The sequence below is a fragment of the Gimesia chilikensis genome (assembly GCF_007744075.1).
In the GTDB taxonomy this organism is placed as follows: domain Bacteria; phylum Planctomycetota; class Planctomycetia; order Planctomycetales; family Planctomycetaceae; genus Gimesia; species Gimesia chilikensis_A.
In genome coordinates, this window is record NZ_CP036266.1 from 6,501,981 (window position 1) to 6,528,512 (window position 26,532).

At 55.1% G+C, this 26,532-nt stretch carries 24 protein-coding genes; 11 read left to right on the forward strand and 13 right to left on the reverse strand.

Translation table 11 applies throughout. The features are described 5' to 3' along the window. Positions 1-6: 6 nt before the first annotated feature. The gene (locus tag HG66A1_RS24470; RefSeq protein ID WP_232106668.1) at positions 7-765 is read right to left on the reverse strand and encodes an IclR family transcriptional regulator; all 759 of its coding nucleotides are present in this window, start codon (positions 763-765) and stop codon (positions 7-9) included. 158 nt (positions 766-923) lie between these two features. Here HG66A1_RS24470 and HG66A1_RS24475 point away from each other — a divergent pair, with 158 nt between their 5' ends. After that, on the forward strand, positions 924-2,396 hold the full coding sequence (locus HG66A1_RS24475; RefSeq protein ID WP_145190347.1) for a M81 family metallopeptidase: 1,473 nt from the start codon (positions 924-926) through the stop codon (positions 2,394-2,396). A 29-nt stretch (positions 2,397-2,425) separates the two neighbouring features. Next, positions 2,426-3,643 carry a mandelate racemase/muconate lactonizing enzyme family protein gene (locus tag HG66A1_RS24480; protein ID WP_145190350.1) on the forward strand — a complete coding sequence of 406 codons (1,218 nt, stop codon included), beginning with the start codon at positions 2,426-2,428 and terminating at the stop codon, positions 3,641-3,643. Positions 3,644-3,659: 16 nt separating this feature from the next. On the opposite strand, the gene HG66A1_RS24485 is transcribed toward HG66A1_RS24480, so the two are convergent. Next, positions 3,660-5,357: a formate--tetrahydrofolate ligase gene (locus tag HG66A1_RS24485; RefSeq protein ID WP_145190353.1), complete on the reverse strand. Its 1,698-nt coding sequence runs from the start codon at positions 5,355-5,357 to the stop codon at positions 3,660-3,662. A gap of 217 nt (positions 5,358-5,574) precedes the next feature. Here HG66A1_RS24485 and HG66A1_RS24490 point away from each other — a divergent pair, with 217 nt between their 5' ends. Both HG66A1_RS24490 and HG66A1_RS24495 read left to right on the forward strand, forming a co-directional pair. Next, positions 5,575-6,540, forward strand: a complete 966-nt coding sequence (locus tag HG66A1_RS24490) for a mannonate dehydratase (RefSeq protein ID WP_145190356.1) — start codon at positions 5,575-5,577, stop codon at positions 6,538-6,540. A 278-nt stretch (positions 6,541-6,818) separates the two neighbouring features. After that, the gene (locus tag HG66A1_RS24495; protein ID WP_145043301.1) at positions 6,819-7,202 is read left to right on the forward strand and encodes a hypothetical protein; all 384 of its coding nucleotides are present in this window, start codon (positions 6,819-6,821) and stop codon (positions 7,200-7,202) included. A gap of 104 nt (positions 7,203-7,306) precedes the next feature. Here the strand turns inward: HG66A1_RS24495 and HG66A1_RS24500 are convergent, their stop codons facing one another. The 3 genes from HG66A1_RS24500 to HG66A1_RS24510 all read right to left on the reverse strand — a co-directional run bounded on the left by HG66A1_RS24500 (position 7,307) and on the right by HG66A1_RS24510 (position 11,318). Further along, the gene (locus tag HG66A1_RS24500; RefSeq protein ID WP_145190359.1) at positions 7,307-7,894 is read right to left on the reverse strand and encodes an SMI1/KNR4 family protein; all 588 of its coding nucleotides are present in this window, start codon (positions 7,892-7,894) and stop codon (positions 7,307-7,309) included. 213 nt (positions 7,895-8,107) lie between these two features. Beyond that, positions 8,108-9,415, reverse strand: a complete 1,308-nt coding sequence (locus HG66A1_RS24505; protein ID WP_145190362.1) for a Gfo/Idh/MocA family protein — start codon at positions 9,413-9,415, stop codon at positions 8,108-8,110. Positions 9,416-9,593: 178 nt separating this feature from the next. Beyond that, positions 9,594-11,318, reverse strand: coding sequence for a response regulator (locus HG66A1_RS24510; RefSeq protein ID WP_145190365.1), 1,725 nt, complete (start codon positions 11,316-11,318; stop codon positions 9,594-9,596). A gap of 416 nt (positions 11,319-11,734) precedes the next feature. Here HG66A1_RS24510 and HG66A1_RS24515 point away from each other — a divergent pair, with 416 nt between their 5' ends. The 4 genes from HG66A1_RS24515 (at position 11,735) to HG66A1_RS24530 (ending at position 16,478) form a co-directional block, all read left to right on the forward strand. Further along, positions 11,735-12,631 (forward strand): diacylglycerol/lipid kinase family protein, encoded by an 897-nt coding sequence (locus tag HG66A1_RS24515; protein WP_145190367.1) that lies wholly within the window; start codon positions 11,735-11,737, stop codon positions 12,629-12,631. 39 nt (positions 12,632-12,670) lie between these two features. After that, positions 12,671-13,513 (forward strand): 3-deoxy-8-phosphooctulonate synthase, encoded by an 843-nt coding sequence (gene kdsA / locus HG66A1_RS24520; RefSeq protein WP_145190369.1) that lies wholly within the window; start codon positions 12,671-12,673, stop codon positions 13,511-13,513. A gap of 160 nt (positions 13,514-13,673) precedes the next feature. Beyond that, a complete protein-coding gene (locus tag HG66A1_RS24525) occupies positions 13,674-15,392 on the forward strand; it encodes a hypothetical protein (protein WP_145190372.1) in 1,719 nt (572 codons plus the stop codon). Between the two features lie 45 nt (positions 15,393-15,437). Next, positions 15,438-16,478, forward strand: a complete 1,041-nt coding sequence (locus HG66A1_RS24530; RefSeq protein ID WP_145190375.1) for a bile acid:sodium symporter family protein — start codon at positions 15,438-15,440, stop codon at positions 16,476-16,478. A 26-nt stretch (positions 16,479-16,504) separates the two neighbouring features. On the opposite strand, the gene HG66A1_RS24535 is transcribed toward HG66A1_RS24530, so the two are convergent. After that, positions 16,505-17,122: a helix-turn-helix domain-containing protein gene (locus HG66A1_RS24535; RefSeq protein WP_145190378.1), complete on the reverse strand. Its 618-nt coding sequence runs from the start codon at positions 17,120-17,122 to the stop codon at positions 16,505-16,507. Positions 17,123-17,255: 133 nt separating this feature from the next. On the opposite strand from HG66A1_RS24535, the gene tdh reads away from it, so the two are divergent. Together tdh and HG66A1_RS24545 are read left to right on the forward strand one after the other, a co-directional pair. After that, positions 17,256-18,287: an L-threonine 3-dehydrogenase gene (tdh, locus tag HG66A1_RS24540; RefSeq protein WP_145190381.1), complete on the forward strand. Its 1,032-nt coding sequence runs from the start codon at positions 17,256-17,258 to the stop codon at positions 18,285-18,287. A gap of 45 nt (positions 18,288-18,332) precedes the next feature. Continuing rightward, complete coding sequence (locus HG66A1_RS24545) at positions 18,333-19,517, forward strand: glycine C-acetyltransferase (protein ID WP_145190384.1); 1,185 nt, start codon at positions 18,333-18,335, stop codon at positions 19,515-19,517. Here the strand turns inward: HG66A1_RS24545 and HG66A1_RS24550 are convergent. From HG66A1_RS24550 to HG66A1_RS24570, 5 genes are all read right to left on the reverse strand, one after another. After that, entirely contained in the window at positions 19,514-20,410 is an 897-nt protein-coding gene (locus HG66A1_RS24550; protein WP_145190387.1) for a hypothetical protein, read from the reverse strand. The two genes, HG66A1_RS24545 and HG66A1_RS24550, sit on opposite strands and share 4 nt — an antisense overlap. Further along, a complete protein-coding gene (locus HG66A1_RS24555) occupies positions 20,407-21,063 on the reverse strand; it encodes a MotA/TolQ/ExbB proton channel family protein (RefSeq protein WP_145190390.1) in 657 nt (218 codons plus the stop codon). Before HG66A1_RS24555 ends, HG66A1_RS24550 begins: the two co-directional genes overlap by 4 nt. A 247-nt stretch (positions 21,064-21,310) precedes the next feature. Further along, positions 21,311-22,519 carry a 2,3-bisphosphoglycerate-independent phosphoglycerate mutase gene (locus HG66A1_RS24560; RefSeq protein ID WP_145190393.1) on the reverse strand — a complete coding sequence of 403 codons (1,209 nt, stop codon included), beginning with the start codon at positions 22,517-22,519 and terminating at the stop codon, positions 21,311-21,313. 148 nt (positions 22,520-22,667) lie between these two features. Beyond that, a complete protein-coding gene (locus HG66A1_RS24565; RefSeq protein WP_145190396.1) occupies positions 22,668-23,999 on the reverse strand; it encodes a glycosyltransferase family 4 protein in 1,332 nt (443 codons plus the stop codon). Between the two features lie 37 nt (positions 24,000-24,036). After that, the gene (locus HG66A1_RS24570) at positions 24,037-24,780 is read right to left on the reverse strand and encodes a type 1 glutamine amidotransferase (protein ID WP_145190398.1); all 744 of its coding nucleotides are present in this window, start codon (positions 24,778-24,780) and stop codon (positions 24,037-24,039) included. 494 nt (positions 24,781-25,274) lie between these two features. On the opposite strand from HG66A1_RS24570, the gene HG66A1_RS24575 reads away from it, so the two are divergent. Continuing rightward, on the forward strand, positions 25,275-25,838 hold the full coding sequence (locus tag HG66A1_RS24575) for a protein tyrosine phosphatase family protein (RefSeq protein WP_145190401.1): 564 nt from the start codon (positions 25,275-25,277) through the stop codon (positions 25,836-25,838). Between the two features lie 6 nt (positions 25,839-25,844). Here the strand turns inward: HG66A1_RS24575 and HG66A1_RS24580 are convergent, their stop codons facing one another. Together HG66A1_RS24580 and HG66A1_RS24585 are read right to left on the reverse strand one after the other, a co-directional pair. Further along, positions 25,845-26,210 (reverse strand): hypothetical protein, encoded by a 366-nt coding sequence (locus tag HG66A1_RS24580; RefSeq protein WP_145190403.1) that lies wholly within the window; start codon positions 26,208-26,210, stop codon positions 25,845-25,847. Continuing rightward, positions 26,170-26,505, reverse strand: a complete 336-nt coding sequence (locus HG66A1_RS24585; protein WP_232106669.1) for a hypothetical protein — start codon at positions 26,503-26,505, stop codon at positions 26,170-26,172. Before HG66A1_RS24585 ends, HG66A1_RS24580 begins: the two co-directional genes overlap by 41 nt. Positions 26,506-26,532: the final 27 nt, after the last annotated feature.

The following is a 26,532-nucleotide window of genomic DNA, read 5'->3' on the forward strand; positions in this document are numbered from 1 at the left end:
GTGTGCTCATCTGTTGAATTCGAGTTTTTGAGAAATCTGTTCGGCCGTTCGCAGCACGGCTTTAATGAAACGCTTTAAGGCCTTCGCATCGGCGCGGGCGGTGGGAACGCTGAGACTGATGGCGGCGACGATGTTTTCCTGTTGATAGATGGGGGCACCGATGCAGGTTACGCCGACATCGTTCTGATCCTGTTCAACGGAGTAACCGTCCTGCTGGGCCTGCTGATGAATTTTGCGGAGCTGTTTGACATCGGTTACCGTTTCTGTGGTTCGTGCCAGCAGACGGGTGCGGTTAATCAGCGCTTCCCATTCTGCATCGGTGAGTTGCAGTGTGATCGCCCGTCCCAGAGACGTCGAGTAAAAGGGATCGACGCTGTCCGGCTCCACGATCCGCCGCAGGGGATGTGTGCTCTCCAGCACCCGCAGGTAGCGAACATTGGTGCCTCGCAGGACACCTAAATTGACGGTCTCTCCCGTCTCCGTATGCAGCTCCCGCAGACAGGGGTCCGCGATTTCTATCAGACGATCTTCCAGTTCGCCGGAGGCGAGCCTTCTGAGTTTGGGAGTGATTTCATAGACGCCTTTTTCGACGCGACTCACATATCCCAAGTCAACGAGTTCACCGAGAATGCGGTGCACGGTCGGTTTATGCAGCCCCAGATCCTGCACGATTTCCAAGAGTGCTCGAGGTCCGGCGGCGGTCGCTAAAACTTCGAGAACCTGAAATGCTTTGCCCAGCGAAGAGGCTTCTTTAGTGGCAGGCATATTGAGTGGCGTCTCATCTCTGGAGTGCGCTGACATGGTTACAGGGATCGGCTTGCATCCCCCACTACGTTTCATTATAGTGAATACACCGTTCCATTTTAAGATACGACATGGAATTTTTTATTGAGTTTCACTAATGTGATCTGGAGGAACCTGAGATGCGTGTCGGAATCCTGGCCTTACAGCACGAATCAAATACGTTCATCCGGACCGCGACCACTCTGGTCGATTTCGAACATGATGTTCTGGCGACCGGCGACGAGATCTATCCGATCTTCAAAAAATCGGCCCATGAAATCGGCGGCTTCTTCGCGGGACTGGCGGAAACGGATCTGGAAGTGGTGCCGATCTTTGTGGCCCGGGCCTTACCGGGAGGAACGATTACTGCGGAAACCGTCGATACACTAATCGACCAGATGCTCGCGGCGCTGAAAGAGGCAGGACCCCTGGATGGTCTGCTGGTCGCACCGCATGGTGCAGGCGTGAGTGAGAGTGAACGTGATCTGGACGGGTACTGGCTCTCGCTGGTTCGCGACGCCGTCGGTCCGGATCTGCCCATCATCTGTACGCTGGATGCCCATGCGAATGTTTCCCAGCAGATGATCGATGCCTGTAATGCGACGATCGTTTACCGGACAAATCCGCACATCGATCAGAAGGACCGGGGAATTGAAGCGGCACGACTGATGGACCGGACTCTGAAAGGGGAGGTCAAACCAACACAGGCGGCCTGTTTTGTGCCCCTGGCGATAAACATCGAACGCCAGCATACCTCCTCTGAACCCTGTGACTCGCTGTATTATGTCGCCAACAAAATGCTGGAGACGCCCGGCGTGCTCTCGAACAGTATTATCCTGGGTTTTCCTTACGCGGATGTCGAAGAGATGGGCTCGGGCTTCATTGTGGTGACCGACGACAATCCCACTCAGGCCCGGGAACTGGCCGATGAACTGGGACAGACGCTGATCAACCGCCGCGATGAATTCAAAGCGCACCTGATTGGCATCGAAGACGCACTCGACCGGGCAGAACAGATGGAGGGGCCGGTCTGCTTCCTGGATATGGGCGATAATATCGGCGGCGGTTCCCCGGCAGACGGGACCACGATTCTGCATGCGATCAAAGCCCGCCGAGGTCCAACCAGCTTCGCGTGTCTATACGATCCTGAGGCAGCACAAACGGCGATTACTGCCGGACCCGGAATTCATCTCCCTGAACTGGCGATGGGTGGAAAAACAGATGACCTGCATGGTGAGCCCCTGGTGGCGAATGTCACCGTCATTAGTGTGCATGATGGAGACTTCACGGAAGCGGAAGTCAGGCACGGAGGCAAAACCGAATTCCATATGGGACCGACGGCCGTGGTTCAGACCGATTTCGGCTTGACGATCATGCTCAACAGTCACCGCACGCCTCCATTCAGCCTGGGGCAGTTAACGTCCTGTAATATCCATCCGGGCGACTACCAGATTCTGGTCGCCAAGGGAGTTCAGGCTCCGCTGGCCGCTTATCGTCCGGTCTGCCCGAACCTGATTCGCGTCAACACGCCGGGCTCCACTTCAGCCGATATGGAACAGTTCGACTACCACTACCGTCGCAAGCCTTTGTTCCCGTTTGAACCGATCAATTAACTGTTTGCACTGCTGCTAAAGGACCTCTGATGCAGATCACGAAAATAGAAACGTCGATTGCCGAATCGATCATGCCCGGTCTGCTGCTGGTACGCATTCATACCAGCGAAGGCGTTGTCGGATGTGGCGAAACTTACTATGCACCGCATGCGGTAGCAGCGATGATCCACGACTGGATGTCACACTACCTGATGGGAAAGAATCCCCTCGATATCGAGGCTCACTGGCGGTTCCTGTATGAACGGGCAACGAACTTCGGCTCCCGGGGAACCGAGCTGCGGGCGATCTCGGCGATAGACCTCGCGCTGTGGGACATCTTCGGCAAGGTCACATCACAGCCGGTCTGGCAGTTGCTGGGTGGCTGTGTGCAGGAATCGATTCGCACTTACAACAGTTGCGGCGGCCCTTCTTATGGAGGCACCACCGAAAAAGAGAGCAAGCACACCTGGCCGGGTTACGGTTCGGTAGGGAACCAGGGTCCGCTGAATGACTACTGGTCCGCCGTCAATGAACCGGTGGAACTGGCACGGTCGCTGCTGTCAGAAGGTTATCAGGCTCTTAAAGTCTGGACGCTGGACTTTGCGGCGCACAAGACGAATGGGCCTCTGCACATCACACACGAAGACATTACGCGTGCACTGGAACCGTTTCAGAAAATCCGGGATGCGCTGGGAAGTAATATCGAACTGATTATCGACGGCCACGGGTTCTTTCAACTCGCGCCCGCGCTCCGCATCGCGAAACGACTGCAGGAATATGACATTCTCTGGGCCGAAGACCTGCTGCGGATTGACTGTGTGGATACGCTGAGCGACTTCCGCAGCAAAGCAGGAATTCCCGTTGCGGTGAGTGAAATGTTCAACGGCCCGGACGACTTTCGACTGGCACTGGAAAAACGGGCCGCTGACTTTGTGATGATCGATCCGACGTGGGTGGGCGGTATATCGCAGACGCGAAATATCACCCGTCTGGCGCAGTTCTATAACATTCCCGTGGTCATGCATGACTGCACCGGACCTTTGACTTTGCTCAACGGCGTGCACGTCGCCGCAAGTTCGAATAATGTGGCCTGGCAGGAAAGTCTGCGGGCCCACTTGCGGATTCTGTACCCTCAACTGATCGACACACCCATTGAAGTCGAAGCGGGGCGGATCAAGATTCCGCAGAAGCCGGGCCTGGGAGTCGCCTGGCTGCCTGAGCTGTTCACGCCGGGAACAAACCAGTATCGCGCGACGACGCTGACTTAGTCACTTGGGTTGCCCGTCAATGCAGGCCGATGATTTTACCGGCATCGTCGATGTCAATCCGCAGTGCCGCAGGATCGGAGGGCAGTCCGGGCATTGTGCGGATTTCGCCGCTCAAGGCATACAGAAAACCGGCGCCCGCAGAGAGTCGCAGATCCCGAACCGGGAAGGTAAAGCCGGTCGGTCGTCCCAGGAGGTGCGGATCGTGAGAGAGCGAGTACTGCGTTTTGGCGATGCAGATGGGAAGGTTGCCGTAGCCCAGCTGTTCGTACTCCGATATCCGTCGGCGGGCCAGCGGCTCGAATTCGACGGAGGCAGCCCCATAGATACGAGTCGCGATCGTTTCGATTTTTTCCGCGATCGGCATTTCCAGAGGATAGAGATACTCAAACTGATTCGGCAGTTCTGCGGCCTGGACGACCGCTTCGGCCAGTGCAAAGGAACCTTCGCTGCCTTCACTGAAAGCGCGTGTGATGACGGCCGCTGTGGCTCCCTGATCGAGGGCGATCTTTTGAATCTCCTGCAATTCGCGTTCGGAATCATCGGGGAAGGCATTGATGGCAACGACGGTAGGCAGATGATACTGCTGAATGATATCCAGGTGTGCCTGCAGATTGACGGCCCCTGCGCGAAGGGCCTCCAGGTTCTCCTCCAAAAGTGCAGGGGGCAGCGGTTTCCCCGGATGGACGTCGAACTGACCACTCTGCAGTTTCAGAGCACGGGCGGTACAGACGAGGACTTCCGCAGCGGGCTGCAGTCCACTGGCGCGGCATTTGATATCGAAAAACTTTTCTGCACCGCAGTCCGCACCGAATCCACTTTCCGTGACAACGTAATCGGCAAGTCGCAGGGCGATCTGATCGGCGATGATCGAACTGTTGCCGTGGGCAATATTGCCGAAAGGTCCTGCGTGCACGAGAAAGGGCGTCGATTCACAGCTCTGGACCAGATTGGGGCGCAGGGCATCAATGAGCAGGGCGGCCATCGCACCGGCGCAACCCAACTGTTCGACGGTCACCGGCTGGCGGTCATAAGTCATGCCGACGACGATGCGTCCCAGACGCGTGCGGAGATCGCGGGGATCGCTGGCCAGGGCGAGGATTGCCATGACTTCCGAGGCGGCGGTCAGATCGAAGCCGGTCTCGCGAAGCGGGGCCTGCGGCGGTTGATCCAGTCCACTGATGATGTGAGCCAGCCCTTTATCGCAGAGATCAAGGGACCGTCGCCAGGTGATGGTCTTCGGGTTGATTTCGGGAGTTTTTCGTCGGGCGACGTGGTTATCGATGATGCTGGCCAGCAGGTTGGTGGCCGAGGTAACAGCGTGCATGTCCCCTGTGAAATGCAGGTTGATATCGGCCTGGGGCTCGAGCGTGCAGTTTCCACCGCCGGCACCGCCTCCCTTGATGCCGAACACCGGCGCCAGGGAAGGTTCACGAAGTGTACCAACTGTGGTATGTCCCAGTTGCGAGAGGGCCATCGCGAGCCCGATGGTGGTTACCGTTTTGCCTTCCCCCAGTGGCGTGGGATTGACAGCGGTGACACCAATGTATTTTCCCAGGGGACGATCGGTGAATTTGCTTGCCAGTCCGTGCACCAGTTTGGCCTTGAGGCGGCCGTACGGTTCATAGTCGCCAGGCGCCAGTCCGAGATCTTTGGCAAGGGAATCGATGTCTCTGAGAATCGGCCCGTCGGGGCTCGAAGGAGTAATGCGATGCATCTGAGAGTGCCTGTCAGAAATTGGTTTGCTGTTTGATTCGAAAATGAATGCAGAATTTTACTCCAGCGTCTGCATCAGTGAAAAGCCAGAAGCTGTTAATTCTGTACGACGGTGATTGTGAAATCAGTGGATTAATATGAAAATGAAATCTGGATGACAGACATAAAAGAACGCGTTTGCCGTGAACCTCATCCCAGCTGAAAAAAGAAAGCATCACATGCAACTGACATCGGTGGTCACGCCATTTACCGACGAGAACCTGACAATGCTGGCCCAGATTGGAGTGACGCATGTCACAATTCGCTATCCTGGCCCAGGGCGGGAGCGTCTGCAGGCGTTGTGTGATCAGGTAGCAGGACAGGGATTGAAGATTGCCGCCATCGAAGGTTATCTGCCGATCGAAAATATCAAACTGGGGAACGAACGGTTTGACGCCGAGATCGCGGAAATGAAAACACTGCTGCGCGATATGCAGGCGGTGGGCATTCCGTTTGTGTGTTACAACTTCATGGCGGGTACAGACTGGGTGCGGACCAAACTGGATGCCCGCGAGCGGGGCGGGGCACTTGTGACCGGCTTTGATGTCGATGAGGCAGAGCAGGCCGTTTCTCTGTCGGAGACTACGCGGGACCAGGTATCCAGCCCGATTACAGCGGAAGAACTCTGGATCAACCTGGAACGGTTTCTCACAGAACTGGTGCCGGTGGCAGAGGAATGCGGCGTGACACTGGCGATGCATCCGGACGATCCGCCGCTGGAGACGTTCATGGGCAAAGCACGGATTATGAACTGTGTCGAAAATTTTGAACGGCTGGTGCAGTTGGTCCCCAGTCCGGCGAATGCGATCTGTTTCTGCCAGGGGACGTTCGCCGAGATGGGCGTGGATATTCCGGAGACCATCCGGCGGCTGGGTTCGCATATCAGGTATGTGCATTTTCGGGACATCAAAGGGACCCGCGAACGGTTTGTGGAGACGTTTCACGATAATGGCCCAACCGACATGTATGCCGCAGTGCAGGCGTACCAGGAAATCGGTTTTACGGGGCCGATACGTCCGGACCATGTTCCCCAGCTGGTGGGAGAAGAAGCGGGAGAGCCCGGGTATACGATGCTGGGGCGGCTGCATGCCTTCGGTTATCTGCAGGGATTGATGGAGGCCGCCCGGAAAGTCGGAAACAGCTGATTTTGCGCAGGGGAACAATTTGGGGGTGGCTGAACATCACATCACGGTCTTTTGATCTGTAAGAAAAATGAGGGGTGGCTGGTGGATGTTATGCCGGTAACCTGTATAATCGATAGAGCAGGGCTATCCTGCGCAGTTCAACATCTGCGAGAAAGTGACAGGGATGTCAGCACCGGATGCAGGAGGCTTCGCCTTGCCTGTTGCTGTTCTATGAACCTGAGCCGCGCCGGCTCGGCAAGTTTAGAAACACGATGTCCTTCACTTCAGGAGTCAGTCTCATGAGAATTCGAATGCTGTCTGCAATCGCCGTGATCGCGGCCTGTTTTGCCATGCTGCCACAAGTTTCCGAAGCTGGCGGCCGGGTGACTTACTATAGTTCTCCGTTTGCTTATGTCGGTCCGGCTCCCGTGTATGCGGTGCCTGCTCCGGTGACCACGAGTTACTATGTGCCCGCAATGACCGCTTACTATGCCCCCGCTGTCGTGCCTGCCCCGGTTGTCACTCCTGTGTACTACCAGCCGGCTCCGGTTGTCGTCGCTCCAGTAACGACAACGACTTATTACGCTCCCGGCGCTTACTACGCCCCTGGCAGAGTCGTTTACAAGACACGCGGCCCCCGGTTTTTAGCTCCCAACTATAAAACGGTTGTGAAATACAGATAAGCTGACGCGATCTGATATCAAAAACAGAAAGAGCCTGCTGATATCATCTCAGCAGGCTCTTTTGCTTTATGGAATGTTCGGTTTCTAAATCGTTGTAAACGATTCTATAGATCCAGATCATCAGAAAACCAGGTAGATACGATTCCGTCATCATCATCACTATCTGGAGCAGAATTGTCGATCATCAGTGAACCAATAAAGTCTTCAAACGTGTTAGCGATCAGGTACATATTTTCGAAATCATTCTTATGCTCACCCATGATTTCCCGTTCGTCTTCGTGATCCCAAAAAAATATTTTTCCTTCCACTGGTGATTCGACTCCCAGGCAGATCTGATTTCCTCCAGGGGCCTCGGCTATGGGGACGACTGAATATGGTACTCTATCTAAATATGTTGAGTACTTTTTCGGGAGAGTCGAAAGCCCCGTATCTTGATTCGCTCCCAGAGTAAGACCGTAAAATTCGTCTAATCCTTGAGTTCCATCACTGTCCCAGGGAGAACTTTCCAATGGACGATAAACGATCATATTATCGAAATACATACTGGTCTTAAATTTCAGCAAGAAGTGTCTGTAAGTCACTGGGAGAGTGTGGCCCGTCAACGCTTCATACTCGCGCAGCAATTCTGCTTCATTATGAACTGTATCATTTGAAATAATAACACCAAGTTCGTGCAGTTTTTGCTCTATCATAATAGCTACCTGTTTTTAAGGAACTGGATTAGAATGCAGGTATTCCTGTTCGAGAATTCATCTTCCCCAGAATTCAATTATTGTCAATGCTCTTCTTTTCACTGTTGGGCAAGCCAACAAAGCCACCCGACAATGAGCCTTCAGATTCACAAAGAGCCTACCAGGGTCTCCCCGGCAGGCTCTTATGAGTTCTCACAGTAATCGGCGATCCGACTACAGTGTCCAGCCTTTGCGGTATTCGCGTTTGAGGTACTGGTCGGCTTCGGGGGCGTTGGTGACCTTGAGGTTTTCAGCGTCCCATTCGAGTTTCTTTCCGCCGAGACGGTAAGAGACGTTGCCCAGCAGTACGGTTTCGGTCAGTGGTCCGGCGTAGGCAAAGTTACTGCCGGTTGGTGTGCCGTTGCGGATGGCGTTGAGCCATTCGATGTGATGGCTTTCGGGGCGGGTCAGATAGGGTTTGACCGGTTTGGCTTCTTTGCCCGCTTCCATGAAGACCTTGTTGGTGCCGTAGTCGGCGAGCAGGCGCCCGTCGTCCCCTTCGAAGAGGACCGCGCTGTTCTTCCCATAGGCTTCAGCGCCTTTGGGTTTCCAGCCGCCGTGATACCAGGTCATGTGAACCGGGGGCAGATCATCGCGTTCGGTGAATTCATAATCGACACGCATGAAGCTGGGACAGTCATTTTCGCCTTTGTGGCCTTTCTCACCAACACCAACTACGGTTTTGGGGTACTTGAGTTTCAGGGCCCAGAAGGGCAGGTCCATGTAGTGACAGCCGAAGTCGCCGAGCTGACCGTTGCCGAAGTCCCACCAGTAACGCCAGTTGAAGTGGAAGCTGGTTTCGTTGTAGGGACGGAAGGGAGCGGGTCCGATCCATTGATCGTAATTGACGTAGGATGGGGGATTGTTTTCTTTAGAGCGTTTGCCTTCGATGCGTACGCCTCCGCCGACCCAGACATGCACGCGACGCACGGGACCAATTACGCCGGACTGGACCATTTCGACGACCTTGCGGTAGTTGTCGGTGGCGTGAATCTGATTCCCCATCTGGGTCGGTACGCCGGCTTTGGCGGCCAGGTCAGTGAGGACGCGGGCTTCGTAGACGGAATGGGTCAGCGGTTTTTCACAGTAAACGGGCAGGCCTTTGCGGAGGGCCATGGCCGCGGCGGGGGCGTGCATGTGATCGGGAGTGCTGACGAGCACGCCGTCCAGGTCGTCCCGGTCGAGGGCCTTGCGGTAATCATCGTAAGTGTCCGCGTGCGGAAATTCTTTGGAGGCCTTCTCCAGCCGCTGCGCGTCGATATCACACAGGGCGACGAAGTTTTCAGATTTGGTGCCCGTGATATTGGCATAAGCGCGGTCGGCAACGCCGATGGTCGCGAGGTTCAGTTTTTCGTTGGGGCTTTTGCTTTTGTTCGCTGCTGCGAGAGAGGGGAGTGTGAGGGCAGACGAAAATGCGGGGACCGCGGTTCCTGCGATGAGTGCTTTCTTGAGAAACTCGCGGCGGTCGACGGAACGGGACATCAGCAATTCTCCTTGAGTGAGAAGTCATCCGGTGGGAAGCAGGAATATCAGGCGAACCAGAGCCGGGGGCCGGTCTATATATTAACTTTTTTAATATAAAGCCGGGGCGCGTTGAAATCGAGACTGTTATGGGAAATCGGAATATTTTGGGAGAGAAGCAGCGGGCTGCCGAGACGGATCAGTTGGAGGTTTCCGAGGTGATGTCTTCGGAAATACTGACTGCTTTTTCGACGCCTGTAATCAGCTGATCGAGGCGGAATGGTTTGTAGAGGACGCATTTCAAACCGAGCTGGCGGGCTTTGACGATCGAGTGCGTGGGATCGTAGCCGAAGCCTGTCATCAGGATGACGGGCAAATGCTCGTGGATTTCACGGATCTGGGCGAAGCATTCGTACCCGTTCATATCGGGCAGGCGGATGTCGGCAATGACCACATCGTAGTGGAAGCTGCGGACCATCAGAAATGCTTCTTCACCGTTATGGGCGGTCTCGACTTCACACCCCAGCCGACCCAGCAGTTCGTGGGCGGCCCGCCTGACAGTAGCGTCACTGTCGACGACAAGAACCCGCTTGTTGAGCAGTTTGGGGTTCACCTGTCGCATGGTAGGCACTTTGTGGTGGTGTGGAGTCTGGGGAGCAATTTCGTCTCCCACCTGTTGGATCAGTTGCTTAATATGGCGAGTGTCTTTAAGGATACGCTGCAATCGCTCGCACACATTAGGCTCGTGTCCAATGTACCGCTCCAGAATCCAGGCAGTGTCGTTGAGGATCTCGTCGACCGGATCGACGACCCCACGCATGATTAACTCGGTACTGGCAGATGCGGTAGTCATCTTTTCGACCACCAGCAGTTCCAGCGTATTAAGGGCAATCGCGACTTCGCGACTGAAGAGTTCCAGGAAGTGCAGATCGTTTTCGTCAAAGGCACCGGCATGCGGACTTTCCACATTGAACGTTCCCAGAACTTCGTCGTGCAGATGCAGGGGGACAGTCAGGGAGCTGCGGGCATCCGGGGCACCGGTCATATAAAGTGGGTCGTGGGTAGTGTCTTCACAGAGGTAGCTTTTACCTGTCGCGGCAACGAAACCGGTCACGCCATTCCCTTCCGGTTTGGCGTAGAGCGTGCGGTTCGTGGCGACCTGCTCCATACCGACGGCCAGGAGGACATCCAGCCGTTCGGTGGCTTTGTCCAGAATGCGGATTTCGACGGTTTCGAATTCGAGGAGATCCTGGGTGTAATGCAGAATCTTGGCTTTGAGCAGTTCGATGCGGTCCTCGGTCGACATCTCGTAGATTTCTTCGGGAGAGAGGTCGCCCAGTTCCAGACCGGCCTGGTAGATCGCGTTCAGTTTCTGACGCTGCAGAACTTCGGCGGAGATATCTCGTACGCTGGCTACCAGGTAGGCGGGTTCCTGATTGTCATCCGGCTCGGTGATGACCGGGGTAACTTCTACATCGAAGTAGTTCTTGTCGCCGACACGCAGACCACTCTTGGCCAGTTTGCGTGTGGAGAAGGCAGTATGGAAGGGGCTGAAGTCCGGCCCCAGAATTTCGGGTGCACCGAAGGCATCGTAGAAAGAATGCCCAATCAGGGATTCGCGTTGATCGCAGAGTTGATTCAGGCGCTGGTTGGCCCAGATGATGCGCAGCTCTGCATCGAGGACAACGACAGCGTGGGGCAGGTATTCGAGCAGTGAGCCAGACTGGATGAGTGCGAGCGGAAGGGTACCCTCAGTCGCAGGTACTACCAGCGCGGAAACATTTCCCTGGTCAAACTCCGCAATCCCCTGTGCCAGATTTTCCGGGGTCACCACCAGATAGTCTTCTGAAGAGAACTGCTGCCTCAATTCAGAGGTCTGGTCGTCTGAAGGCCCACAGAAAAGAATTTTTTGCGGATTGGTCACTATGAAAACAGCCTTTGTCCACTAAGACACTTGTTGCCTGACTTTGAGTTGTATCATGAGCGAGGACACCTGTTATATTCTCCAATTTACCGGATAGGCTTACTGGAACACAAGTAATCTCAATCTTTTATTACGTATTTCTACTCATAAATGATAGAACATGATTTTTGGTTTTCAGGCTTTGCTTCAAAATATTACGAAAGCCGGAAACATTCGAGGGACAGTACCTATGAAATCGGCTTTCCGTCAGCCAAAATTAAGAAGCAAGGTAGTGAATCTTCTATTTTTAGAAAGTTCTTCGCAGATTTGAAGACTTTTTCTCAAGTATTCTGACCTGAAACACAGACAAACCCGCATTTCCCGTTTTCCTGACCTGATCCTTTCGATAACGACCGCCACTTTGAGAACGACTGACAATGTCTGAAGCCTGGGCCGCCATTCAGAGAAATCCGATTTCCGGAAAGGGCGATCGTGCTGCGCTGATCATGGAACTGGTACAGCACCTGAAACAGCGGGGCATCCGGCCGCGTCTTTTTTCCAACCGGGAGCGGATGCAGACGTATGTCGAGGAACGCACGCGTGACACGCCGCCGGTATGCATTGTTGCAGCGGGGGGAGACGGAACGGTGCAGGATGTAGTCAACCGCTACCCCGACCAGCGGATCGCGGTGTTACCCCTGGGGACCGAGAACCTGCTTGCGCGTTACCTGGGTATTCCGAAGTCTGGGGCTTTTGTGGCGGAGATGATCAAACAGGGCGCGTGTCGAGAGATCGACGTCTGCCAGCTCGATCAGCGGAAATTCGTGTTGATGGCGAGTATCGGCTTTGATGCCGCGGTTGTCGAAAACCTGGCGCAGGTGAGAAAAGGGAATATTTCCTACCTGAGTTATCTGAAACCGATCCTCAGAACGCTCTACGACTACCCGTTCGAATCGTTGCTGATCAGCATTGATGACGGAGCCGAGGAAGAGACCGCCTACCATGCGATCATTGTCAATATTCCCGCCTATGGTCTGAATCTGAATTTTTCGCCGGACTCGGTCGACCATGATGGCATGCTGGACCTGATCCTGTTTCGACGGCGGGGCGTCTTCAGCATGCTGCTCTATTTGTGGCAGATTGTCCGTGGGACACATCTGACGTCGAAATACGTTCAGAAGATTCAGGCCCGCTCGCTGCGGATTCAGTCCACCCGGCCGGTGCCGATCCAGACCGACGGCGATTCCTCCGGGTTGACGCCGGCCGAAATCAGGGTGATTCCCCGGGGGCTGAAGCTGATCGTCCCTTGCCCCGCTCCGTCGATTGAATCATAATTCGTAAAAATCTCCGACTTCCACTGAAAGGATTCTCCCGTGGCTCAAAACCCCGTAACGATTGGCAAGCTGCAGTGCGGCACTCAGTTACCGCTGTTGTTCATTGCCGGCCCCTGCGTGATCGAAAGCGAAGAACTGGTACTGAGCACCGCGGAGCGACTGGCCGAGATCGCCGCCCGGGATAACCTGTCACTGGTTTTTAAATGCAGTTTCGATAAAGCGAACCGAACCAGCGTGGACAGTTTCCGTGGACCGGGACTGGAAGCGGGGCTCGAGATTCTGGCGAAAGTCAAACAGGTGACGGGCCTGGATGTGACGACCGACATTCATGAACCGGGGCAGGCGGCTCCGGCGGCAGAAGTCTGTCGGATCCTGCAGATCCCTGCCTTTCTGGCACGACAGACCGATCTGCTGGAGGCGGCTTCCAAAGCAGCCCTCAAACATGGGGGTGTGGTGAATATCAAGAAGCCCCAGTTCGTGGCTCCCGAAGACTGTATTCATGCCGTCAAGAAATGTGAGGCCTTCGGACAGGAACAGTTGATGCTGACTGAACGGGGCACGACCTTCGGCTACGGTCGTCTGGTGAATGACATGCGGTGTATTCCCATCATGCAGCAGATGGGGCCGCCGGTCATCTTTGATGCGACTCACAGCGTGCAGACTCCGGGAGGTAAATCGACCGGTGGACAGCGGGAGATGATCCCCTACCTGGCCCGGGCTGCGGTTGCCTGCGGTTGCGACGGGGTCTTCGCCGAGACACATCCCGATCCTTCACAGGCGCTCAGTGACGGCCCGAATATGCTGCCTCTGGAAGAGTTTGCCCGTTTTGCGCTGGATTTGCAGCGGTTTCGTACCCTGGTCAATGAAAACAGCCCCCTTTAAGACATTCCATCTGCCCGGGAATCGGTTATAGTATAGATAACAGACAGTTGAATGATCGATCTTCTGTCGGCTCATCACCTGTGAATGCACCGCATCTTCAACACCACATTTCCATCAGTAACAGGGTGGAAATGTACCATACCATGAAACCACAACTGCTATGATTCTGACTTCTCTGCTCCGCCAAGATTCCGGAAAACGCCCGTCTGTTCTGGCCGGCGTCAGTCTGTTCTGCCTGTTGCTCAGCTGTCTGATTTCGCTTCCGGGCTGCAAAGATACCACGAAAAAGAAAGGCGGCGGAACGAAAACCGGTGCCGCCAATCCGGCAGCCGAACAGGAAGATCCGGAGTGTCACAGTTATATCGATAATGCGATTAACATGATGCAGCCGGAGCGGATGGGAATCAGTTCGACGCTGACGGGCGCTCTCTCCCTCTTGAACGAGTGGGCCGGTATGTGCGGCAAGTTCGACTCTGAGCCTCCGACTCTGAAAGATTCTCAGCGAACGTTCCTGAAGAAATACCTGAGCGAAGAACAGCTGGCAAAGCTGGAGTTGACCCGCTTCACGGAGATCGATGGAAAATTCATCAGAGATTCACAGCTGTTTAACGGTATGGTGACCGCGGCGATCGAGGGCAAGAAAAATGACCGGGATCGCGCGACCGCTGCCTTTTACTACTGCATGAACAACATCGACCTGGTTCCCGATGCGAAGAACGCACTGCCGCTTGGACCGTATGAAATCTGTGTCATTGGATCCGGAAGTGCGAAGCAGCGGGCCTGGGTCTTCATCGACCTGATGCGTCAACTGCGGATTGATGCGGTGCTGTTCGAAGCAGCGAAACCGGCCCCGTATAAGCTGCTGGTCGGAGTACTGCTGGAAGACAAGATTTATCTTTACGATCCGGTACTCGGCATGCCTGTCCCGTCACCCGATCAGCCTGCGGATACGATTCAGATTCAAATTCCCGCGACGTTTGCCGAGGTCCAGAAAGATCCCGCGCTGCTGAAAAATCTGTACGGCAAATATGCCGAGAGTCGCTTCTCTGCTGAGGAACTGAAAACGGCCCAGGTTGAAATCATCGGTCGCAGTTGCGAGTGGGCATCACGCATGCGTCGCCTGGAAGACTCGCTGTCGCGGAAACAGACATTCGTGCTGTATCGAAACCTGGATCCACTGGAAGGAGACCCGGGGTTCATCGGCCACGTCCAGTCGATCGGTAAAGGAATTTTGAAAGAGAACCCGCTCGTGGTTTCAGAATACGCCGATCAGGAAATCGACAAGAGTGAAGCGGTCACTGGTGAAGAAGCCAAGAAACTGGCTCTGGTCAAACTGCCATTTCGCGCTCCGGTCCCTTATGACGTCAAAGGACGCAAAGAAAATGCCCAGGGATTCTTTGAAGTTCCCTGGGGCAGCCCGACCAAGAAGCTGCTCAAGACCCGCATCACACAGTTGATGGGGAATCAGTCGGCGGCGATCAAGAGTTATGTCTCCACACGACTGGAGGAACGCTTCCCCGTGGATCTGGTCGTCCCTCCCGATATCCGGCAGATGCATGTTCTGGCCGCTCAGAATGCAGCCTACTTCATGGCGATTGGACAGTTCATCCAGGGTGAATACGCGAGTGCAGCGCGCTCGTTTGATACCTTCCTGCGACACCGGTTCTATATTCACCGAGACGGTCAGGGAAAGTGGCTGGGACGCTCGCTGTCAGTGATGTTCCACATGGCGATTGCGGATGCAGAATCGGACAAGCTGAACAGTGCGATCTTTTCGCTGTCTGAGAATGAGAAACACAGCCCCGAAGCGATGCAGCCCGCGTTTGCTTATTTCAGTGAACGCTGGAAGACAATCCGGGATAACAACAAGAAGAAATAAAAACCCCTGCTGCTCACCCGCCCCATACGAACTGAAAACTGAGTCATGCTTGCCTTTTTTCGACGCCGCTGGTTTCTGCTCTGCATTACGGTTGTAATTGCCTGCGGCGTCTATGCCGGACACGAAGGATCGCAGGAAACGCTGTCCCAGTTAAAGCAGTTCATTCGCCCTTCGTGGCTGACGGCGATCGTGTTGTTTCTGATGTCACTCAGTCTCAACTCCGAGCATCTGCTCTCTTCGATCCGCAAGCCGGGACCGCTGTTTCTCTCGCTGGCGACGAATATAGTGCTGCTGCCGCTGATCGCCTGGGCGCTGCTGCCGCTGCAACTGACTCCCGATTTTCAGGTCGGGCTGATCATTATGGCCTGTGTGCCGTGCACGCTGTGCGGGGCTTCAGTCTGGACCCGGCGGGGCGGGGGCAATGACGGCGTGTCCCTGATGGTGACCATGATCACCAACGGGGCCTGCTTCCTGACCGTCCCGTTCTGGATCCTGTTGATCACCTCCCGCGAGATTGAATTCGATCGCGTGCAGATGGTGACGAAGCTGTTTTATGCAGCGATGCTGCCGGTGGTCGTCGGTCAGATCCTGCGGATGAACAAGACCATCAAGCAGTTTGCCGATCGGATTACTTCGCGACTGGGGACCGTGGCACTGATCTTCGTGCTGTTCATGGTGCTGCTGGCTGCGGTGCAGACCGGTTATGGCATTCAGACTTCGGAAGTAGGCATCTCACTGGCAGCGGTCGCGGTGGTCTGGATCAGTTGCATCGTGGTGCACGTGGGAGGTTTTTTCACCAATCTGCTGCTGGGTAAAACGTTTCGGTTTCATCCGCGGGACCAGATTGCCAGTGCGATTGCGGGGAGCCAGAAGACACTGCCGATCGCGGTGTTCGTGGCGACGGATGCATCGATGTTTGGCGACGCCGGTCTGCCGTCGGCTGTCTTTCCACTGTTGATGTTTCACACGTCGCAGTTCTTCATCGATACGATCCTGGCTGATCGGCACCGCGAAAAGTATATGACCTCGTCGGAGCCAGAGCCCGTGAAAACGGAACCGCAGCCGGTCTCTGCCTGCGAGCAGTAAGCTGCCCCCGGTGCTTTCAGCAGCATTCAATTCTGATAGATGACGACCAGAAACAGGAAGGCTTCGCCCCGACCGGCATTTCTGATGGTGTGCGGCACATCAACCCGATAGCTGGCGGAATCTCCGGGACCGAGCACGGTTGTATCGTCGCCGGACTGCAGTTCGATCTTGCCTTTTTCGACGGTCAGGAATTCGCGCGTCCCCTTGAAGTGGGGCGCGCTTTGCAGTTTCCCGTTGGCGTGCAGTTGCACTTCGTAAAACTCAACGTCTTTTTCGAGGTGCAGCGGGGAGAGTGTCCGAATGCGGCACTCGTCATCGGAACGATAATGAAACGTGCGATCGTCGGCCCGGATGACTTCAATTGATGAGGTGGAGATCGGCGCTTCTACCAGTTCGCCCAGAGCGATGCCGAAGGCCTGTGAAATCCGCACTGTGACGGCCAGCGTGGGATTGGCTTCGCCCCGCTCGATCTGACTCAGCATGGAACGACTGACACCGCAGGCGGCCGAGAGGGAATCGAGTGACCAGCCCCGCTCTTTCCGCAGGGTACGAACGCGCTGCGAGAGCTGCCCGCTGATCTCATCGGGGGAGAGCTCAGCCGTAGGTTTGCTGGCGGTCTGTTTTCCTGGCAAAGGCGCAGCCATCTCTTTTTCCAATATACCGGATTATGACTCTTGCAAAATGGATTTCCGTTTTCTATTATACTGGATAATCAGGCATTATAAAGGATTCAGTCAGCTGATCCTCCAAAATATTTCTGCACGCCGGGGTGAAATCATGAAGGCACTCGTAAAGAAAGAGTCAAAGCCGGGTCTCTGGCTGGAAGAAGTCCCCAAGCCGACGATCGGTATCAATGATGTGCTGATCAAAGTTGATCGGACGGGGATCTGCGGCACCGATGTCCATATCTACAAATGGGACGACTGGGCACAGAAGACGATTCCGGTGCCGATGGTGGTCGGCCACGAATTTGTAGGCGAGATTGTGGAAGTCGGCTCGAACGTGGCTGATTATGTTCCCGGCGAAATCGTCAGCGGAGAAGGGCATGTCGTCTGTGGTCGCTGTCGAAACTGTTTCGCGGGACGGCGACACCTGTGTGCTCATACGCGGGGCGTGGGAGTGAATCGTCCGGGTGCGTTTGCCGAATACATTTCGCTGCCGATGACCAACATCTGGCATCATGACGACTCCATTGACCGGGATGTGGCTTCGATTTTCGACCCCTTCGGTAACGCAGTCCATACGGCCCTCTCGTTTGACGTGCTGGGAGAAGACGTTCTGATTACCGGTGCAGGACCGATTGGTGTGATGGCGGCAGCTGTCGTTAAACATGCGGGAGCCCGACATGTGGTCGTCACTGATGTGAACCCGTACCGGTTGGAACTCGCGAAAAAGATGGGGGCAACACTCGCGCTGGACGTGCGGGATAATACGATTGCCAACGCCCAGAAAGAACTGGGGATGACCGAAGGCTTCGATGTGGGGCTGGAGATGTCGGGGAACCCGGTCGCGTTTCGGGACATGCTCAACAACATGTGCCACGGCGGTAAAATCGCGATGCTGGGAATCCCGGAAAAAGAGATTGCCATCGACTGGAACATTGTTGTGTTCAACATGCTGACGCTGAAAGGGATCTACGGTCGCGAAATGTACGAGACCTGGTATAAGATGACAGTCATGCTGCAGAGCGGGCTGGATATCAGTCCGATCATTACACACCGTTTTCATGCCAGCGAATTTGAAAAAGGGTTCGAGGTAATGATGTCGGGCCAGTCCGGCAAGGTGATTCTCGACTGGAATGAGATGTAAGACAGAATACGTCACGACGCCACAAACTTTAGCAGGATAAATCCCATGTACGGATCGATCAAACAGGAACTGGAAAAGACGCTCGCAGAAATCAAGGACGCCGGTCTGTATAAGTCGGAGCGGATCATCACCACGCCGCAGGACGCACACATTCGTGTGGCAGCCGGTGAGCCGGTGTTGAACATGTGCGCGAACAATTATCTCGGACTGGCCGAACATCCCGAGGTGATTGCAGCTGCCCACGAGGGTCTGGATCAGTGGGGCTACGGTTTGTCCTCGGTCCGGTTTATCTGCGGAACCCAGTCGATACACAAGGACCTGGAGCAGAAACTGAGTACGTTCCTGGGGACGGAAGATACGATCCTGTATACTTCGTGCTTCGATGCCAACGGCGGGCTGTTTGAGACACTGCTTACGAAAGAGGATGCAATCATTTCGGATGAGCTGAATCATGCGAGCATCATTGACGGTGTGCGGCTCTGTAAAGCGCAGCGGTACCGCTACAAGAACAACAACATGCAGGACCTCGAAGAACAACTCAAGGCGGCACAGTCGGCCCGCTTCCGTCTGATTGCCACCGATGGTGTGTTTTCAATGGACGGCTACATTGCGAATCTGCCGGCGATCTGCGATCTGGCAGATAAGTACGATGCACTGGTGATGGTCGACGATTCGCATGCGGTTGGCTTCATGGGAGCGCACGGCAAGGGGACGCATGAATTCCACGACGTGATGGAGCGGATTGACATTCTGACGGGAACGCTGGGCAAGGCACTGGGTGGTGCCAGCGGTGGATACACCAGTGGTCGCAAGGAAGTGATCGATCTGCTGCGGCAGCGGTCGCGTCCTTACCTGTTCTCGAATTCCGTTGCACCGCCGATTGTGGCTGCGTCGATCAAAGCCATCGATCTGCTGACCGCTTCGACGGAACTCCGCGACAAGCTGGAAACGAACACGAAACATTTCCGCGCGGGCATCTCGCAGGTCGGCTTTGATGTGCTACCGGGCGAGCATCCGATTGTGCCCATCATGCTGGGTGATGCGTCGCTGGCGGCTCAGGTTGCTGACGCGTTATTGCAGAAGGGGATCTACGTGATCGGGTTCTCTTATCCCGTGGTGCCTCAGGGCAAGGCGCGGATCCGGACCCAGATTTCCGCGGCGCACTCGATTGAAGATCTGGATTTCGCGATCGAGAAATTCAAAGAGGTCCGCGAAGAGCTGGGAATTTAACGGGCCTCGGCCGGCGGTTGCTTTGTAGTACCAGTCGGCTGTGGGACAAAGCCCATCACCGCGTATTCAAAGCGGGTGCGTCCGCTGCTGTCGGCCCGCATCCGTTCTGCGACCAGGGGCAGCCCCTGCGTGGCGGCGAAACGGACGGAGGCTTTGGCATCACCGTAGGAGAAGAGAATGATCACCAGGCTCTTAGGCTGCGGGGTCGTTTTGTAGACAGCATAAAAGTGATCGACGAACTCTGCCTGCGAATCCGCCCGGAAACTGGCTGACTTGTCACCGATCTGCAATTCAAAGACGCCATTCTCGGTCAGATACAGATCCCAGATGTCGCTGCGTTTGGTGAGTTCGTCGTAGGTCAGGAAGTGCCGCACGACATCTTCGCCGCGGGCCTCGGCCAGTTCCTTGAGCTGTTTTCTGACGCGTTCCCTTTGTTCGCGGGTTTCCGGAGAATCGGGAGTCCCCTTGGATTTCAGCAGCGGATCCAGCGTGTCTTCCGGTAGCTGGAACAACTGTTGTACGAGTTCGCCGACCCGGTCGCGCTGATCACGCAGGCGTTCGATCTGCTCGGACTGTTCCATCTGCGTTTTTTCTGACTGCTGCTGCAGCAACCGCATGCTTTCCTGCGTGACGGCATTGGCTTCCCGGGCCTTCTCGATCGCCTCAAGTGCTTTGGTTTTCTCTGCGGAGAGTCGTTTTAACCGCTCCGCTTCCGATGCCTGGAGTTGCTGCAGATGCGTCAGTTGTTCTTCCGCCTGGGTGACTTTGGTCTCGGCGCGTTGTTCGATGCGAGCGGTCGTCTCCTGCGTGTCCATGAATTGCGCAAAGATGACAATCAGGAGCAGGTCGAGCAGGGGTGTGAGCTGGAAGGTTAAACGACGGCGGCTGATCATGATTTCGCGGCACTCCCCTCTGCGAGTGCCAGCTCCCGTTTGGCGCGGACGACGGTATCGCGGACATGCTGCCGGTTTTCGACCAGACCGAGAAACGAGGTTTCGAGGATACTGTTGATAAACATCAGCAGAATGGCAGCCGCCAGGCCCGCGAACGTGGACCAGATAGCATCGCCGAAGTGGCTGACGATGGAACTGATGGCGGAACCGTTTTCGGCACCGGTGTTTGCCTGCAGGGCCGCCCCCATCGCGAGGATCGTCCCCAGGACCCCGGCGAGGGGGTAGGCTTCGATCATCGTGCGACAGATGTTGTAGCAGGTCTCGAAGAAGTGGGAATTAAGATAGCGGCGTTTTTCATCGAGAATATGCACGCGTTCGGAGAGCACCTTGCGGTCGGTCGGGTTGGCGCCCGGTTCAATGGTTTCGTTGACGTCCGCGAGAAAGGCTTCGATCTGATCGGAGAGGTGACCGGTGGAATCGAGCAGGCTGCGGTGCTTGAGTCCGCGGGTGAAGTCATCCAGAGATGAGGCGATGCCTCGCAGGTCGCGGCGGGACCAGACCCAGAGTACAAAGAAGAAGAACAGGTGCGCTCCACAGGCCAGAATGATGATGAAGGTGGAGAGTCCTGAAAGCTGGCTTAAGTACTGCGACATCAATGACACCCGGAGTTGAAGATAGTTGAGTCCCTGTTCTGTGTCCGACCTGGCGCACGGTCCCTGTCTAACGAACGTTATTATTAGCAGGATCGATCAAAATCATCTGGTTTCCTTGATCTTTCCTGTCGATCGGCGACTGCAGTCCATTTTACACTCCAGTCACAACGAATATAACGAAAAAGGATGCCGCCTTCCGCAGAAGGGGCATCCTTTGAGGGTCTGGTTTTACTGATTCCCGCTGGGATCAGGCACCATATTTTTCCAGGCGACCGGCGTGCGCCATGGCCATGGACATCAGGTACTTGGCTTCGAACTGTCCCAGTCCGCCTTTGATGCACTCTGATTCACCGAAGCTCTGGCAGCCATCGAAGCGGGCGTTTTCCGCAGACAGCAGCACGGGTACGGGGTGCCAGCTGTGTGATTTCATTTTGGACGGTGTACTGTGGTCGCCGGTAACGATCAGCACATCGGGCTTGAGTGCCTTGATGCGGGGGATGCAGGAATCGACTTCTTCGGTCTTGGCAACCTTGGCAGCGAAGTTACCATCTTCGCCGGTGGAGTCGGTGTATTTGTAGTGCACGAAGAAGAAGTCGTAATCGTCCCAGATTTTTTCGAGGCAGTCCATCTGCGATTCGAGGGTCTGGCCGGCATCCTTGACGTCCATGCTGACCAGGCGAGCCAGTCCGCGGTACATCGGATAGACGGCGATGGCAGCGGCACGGGTGCCGTAGACTTCTTCGAAGGTGGGGATCTCCGGCATCTTGGCGATGCCCCGCATGGTGAGCAGGTTGGCAGGACGATCGTCTTTGAGGATCTCGCCGGCCTGCTTGAGGAATTCCTTACAGATCTCGGCGGTCTTCTGAGAGGCTTCGTTCTGGCCGACCGGTTCGAGAGGAGGTACGCCGGTTTTCTGAGGATCGGTATCGTTGATGTCGCCGCCCAGTCCTTTGGCCCGCAGCACGATCACCAGGCGGTATTCTTTCACGGGACGGACGAAAACTTCGACGCCGGGGATTTCGATCTGATCGAGTTTCTTACAGAGTTCAACGCCGATTTCACTGGCGATGCGGCCGGCACGACGGTCGGTGATGTTGCCGTCATCGTCGAGCGTACAGAAGTTGCCTCGGATGGCGACGTCATCGGGACCGAGTTCAAAATCGATGCCCAGAGCTTCGAGTACACCGCGACCGATGTTGAACTGCAGCGGATCGTAGCCGAACAGTCCCAGGTGACCGGGGCCACTCCCGGGAGTGATGCCGGGGAGCACGGGAATGCTGCGTCCCAGGGTTCCGTTTTTGGCCAGTTCGTCGAGGTTAGGGGTGTTGGCTGTTTCCAGTTCGGTTTTTCCGCCCGGTTCCAGGGGGAGTCCACCCAGTCCGTCAGAGACGAGCAGGACGATCTTGGAATCATTCTTCTTCTGCAGTTTTTTCATTAACGCATGCAAATCAGCCATTGAAATACTCAAACCTTATATTCGTATGTTTATATATGATGGAGCGGGTCTGGCCCGTTCCGCACGATTTCCGATAGAAGCTATACCATAGCGGAATCCGGGGAAATTGTTAAGCAGGACGGCGGGTCATTCAGCAGCCAGCGGGCAATTAGCGTGGGTTCTCGGCGGGAGTCCCAGCGGCGAGGCGATCGCGGAAAAACTGCAGGCTTTCGGTGGCCATCAGCTCAGAGTTGAAGCACTGGCGCACGCGTTCGTAACCCTGTTGTGCCAGTTGTTTACGATAATCCTTGTCCTGGTACAGACGTTCCCAGGCCTCGACGAGTGCCAGGGTATCGCCGGGGGGAACGAGCAGTCCGCCGGCGGTCTGTTCGATCAATTCCGGAAAGGCACCATGGGCGGGCTGGACGACGGGGACGCCGTTCGCCAGGGCTTCCAGCACGAAGATCCCCTTGGGTTCCTGGTAGTCGGTCGGCACGGAGAGGACGGAGAGGCTTTTGTAGAAGTCGACTTTTTCCTCGTGCGAAGCAGGGCTGCCCCAGTAACGGTAGGCATCCTGAAGTTCATCCAGGGGCGCGGTGGTCTCTTTGAACCAGGCTTCGTTTTCTTTGCCCAGGAAGCCCCCCACCAGCAGGCGGCTGTCGGGGTGTCGTTCGTGAAAGAGCTTGAAGGCTTCGACGGCGTTCTGCAGACCTTTTTCTTTACAGATGCGAGCGAAAAAGCCGATGGTGAAAGGCTCTTCGACGCTGGTCTCCGGCGTGCCGTCATAGCCATCCAGATTGATGCCCAGCAGGACTTTGTAGAAATGGTCGACGGGCACATCCAGGTAAGCAGACATGAAATCGCGGTAGTAGTCGCTGTGTACGAGAACGCCGTCCAGCTGTTGCACGTTTGAGCGGATCAGTTCCAGTGAACGACTGCGGTAAGGTTCTCCGAGTTCTTCCAGAAAGACATCGTCTCCCTGAAGAATGCAGAATAGAGGTCCCTTGAAATGCTGCTTGATGGTCCTGATGGTCCCCGAGAGCAGGGCGTTGCTGAGGCAGATGACATCGGGTTTGAGAGTCTCTCCCAGGAACCGGGCGAGTTCTTCAATTTCGACGCCTTCGGCTCCCTGTTCTCCTTCCAGCAAATTGACGGTCAGGGCGCCCAGTTCGTGGGCGTCGTTACTGACGCCGAAGCTGGTCGCGAGATTAATAATCCAGGGTGTATCCAGCCAGTGCTTGAGGAAGCGGGGCAGAGCGCGCCAGATGCGGGAGCGGTAATTCAGATAGACGTTGATCCCTCCCAGGAAGACCGGGGAGCCGGTCATGTTTTCTTCGTCGACGCGAATGGGAGTGTAGGTGGGGATGAGGGTTGCTTCCGCCCCCTGCAGCATCATGGCTTTGGTCCAGGTGTTGTCGTGCATGCAGGCGCCACAGAACATGCCTGCTCCTCCGGAGGTGATGATGGCGACATGCAGTTTCTTGTCTGGCGGTGGGGTCATAAACGGTGTACCTGAGTAATTACGGGCGGGAAGAGGATCAGGTCTGGTTCAGATGCCGGGGGGCGATCTCCTGCACGAAACGTTTTAACAGAGCCATGGTTTCGGGTGTATCGTGAATCGAGTGGCGGAACTCATCGAGGGAGAGGCCGGCGATTTTCTCGACATATTCGGGGTAGGTATTGAGGCGGCCCAGGAACGATTCCCGGTCGAGTTCGGGATGGAACTGGGTGCAATAAATGGGTCGATCGAGGAAACGATACGCCTGATTTTCCACACGATCAGTGGAGGCCAGCAGTTCGGTTCCCGGAGGTAGTTCAACGACCGTATCTTCATGACCCATAAGACCTTGCAGAATATCGCCTGCGGGGCCGAAGATGGGATCAGCCTGTCCTGCAGCGGTCAGGTTGACGTGATGGACACCGATTTCTGCCCGGTTGAGATCGTGGACCACGCGGCCTCCCATGGCGCGGGCCATTGCCTGGAATCCCCAGCAGGAAGCGAACGTGGGTTTACGGAGATCGTGCACAACCCGCAGACTTTCCAGGGCAATCTCCAGCCAGCGACCTTCTCCTGCGGCGGAATAGTGACCACTGCCGCCGATGAAGACGACATCATGAGACACAAGATCGACTTCCGTTAGTGGACCGCCGAGCAAATCGAAGACGGCGATCTGGCTGGTGTCGACATCCAGGGAGCGGGCGAAACAGTTGACTTCCTGCTGTTTCATCGGATCGTCTGAATTGCGAACCTGTAACAGGAGGTAGCGAAGTTGTTGCAGCATTACAGTCCGTTCATTTCCTCACGTTGTCCCGCGATAGGGAAAACGGTAATCATGTACTCAGAATTCTAATGGCGCTTAAGCTCACTGCCGCTAATCTGACAGCAATTTTATCTTACAATTCCCTTGCAGGAAATGATATCAAGGTCGTCAGAATCTCGGATTTTGATTCAGCGCAGACCTCAGGAATCAGTGATAGTTCATTTATGAACAGATGCCAAATCAGATTTTTTACGAGGAATTCATTTTCGTTTTATATATCGCTTGACAAAAATGACGATTCTGGCGATATTCACTATACACAAATTGTTTTTATCTCGTGCGTCATCTCCCAGGAGGATATATAAGTTTTCCTTTTTTTGAACCTCTTCGATGCATGAATTATTCAACGCCAGTCAGCTCGTCTTGACTGGCGTTTTTTTGTGTCCATACCGTGATTCTGTTAGAATGATCTGATCCTTACCTGATCCGACCTGTTTTACTGACTGGAATCAACCATGCGATGCTTTCAAACCGCTCCACTGCTGCTGATATTCTGCCTCGCGACTTACCCGACGACTGTCTGGGGTGACTCCAAAACAGAATCAGTGTGCCGCATGCTGCAGGCGGAGGAACTGGGGCAGATCTCTCCCCTGCACCGTAGCGGTCAGATCTACCTCGCAGGTCAGCCGGGAGAAGACGATTTCAACCTGATCCAGAAAGCGGGGGTTAAGACGGTGATTAATCTGCGTCCTTCACGGGAGTTGAAATGGGACGAAGCGATGTACCTGAAGATGCTGAATCTGGATTACGTGCAGATTCCCTTTCGAGCTCCGGAATCATTGACGCCTGCGATTTTCGACCAGTGCCGCAAACTGCTGAATGACAAATCGAAGCAGCCACTGGTTCTGCATTGTGCATCCGCTAACCGCGTGGGAGCGATCTGGCTGACGCATCGTGTGCTGGACGACGGCCTCAGTTTCGAAGCGGCCCTCGCAGAAGCCAAACAGGTCGGACTGAAAACGCCGGGCTACATCGAGCAGGCCAGAGCGTATATCGCTCAGCAAGGGAAAGCGGAATAAGCGGAATTATTGTGTTTGTATCTGAATCTGCCCTGTTTTGAACATCAGAACCGGCTCCTCAAAATCTGCATCAAAGATGCGATAATTGACCTGCTCCCACTGATGCGAGCGGGCGTTTTCTGCTGTCAGTGAGGAAAACTGCAAGCGCCTTATCCCCATGGTCGGTAGCCTGCATTCTGCGACCTGTTCCAGAGAAAAACAGGCGACCAGGTTCGTCGCCAGATCGGATTCCAGTATCAATTCAATGTCTGGATAAGGTCCAGCAGACCACTCCATCACAAAACGAGCGACGTTCGTAAACTCATGCCAGGGAAAGTCTGCAAGCAGCGTATCATTGATCTCGAACGTCTGGCCGGCCTGCGGGGTAATCATCTTCGCTGCCCTCTCTTCCCTCAATTCCCATTTCGTAATGGAAATGTTCCTGGCTCGCGCTGGTGAAGCGGCTGATAAACCGGGGGCTGGACTGATAATCCCTGGAAGGTTTGAAAATTCCTTCCGCGATAGCCCAGTCATAGACGCCTGTATCGAGAGGATACTTAGTCAGAATACCTGAAAGCTGATGTTGGGCGATGAATTCTTCCGCTTTTTCTTTTGTGGAAAATACACCACAGCAAAACTGCGCTGCAGTCCCATGAAATACCCACACCGCATCATTTTTTACAGCCATTATAAGTCCCGAAACGATACCTGGCTC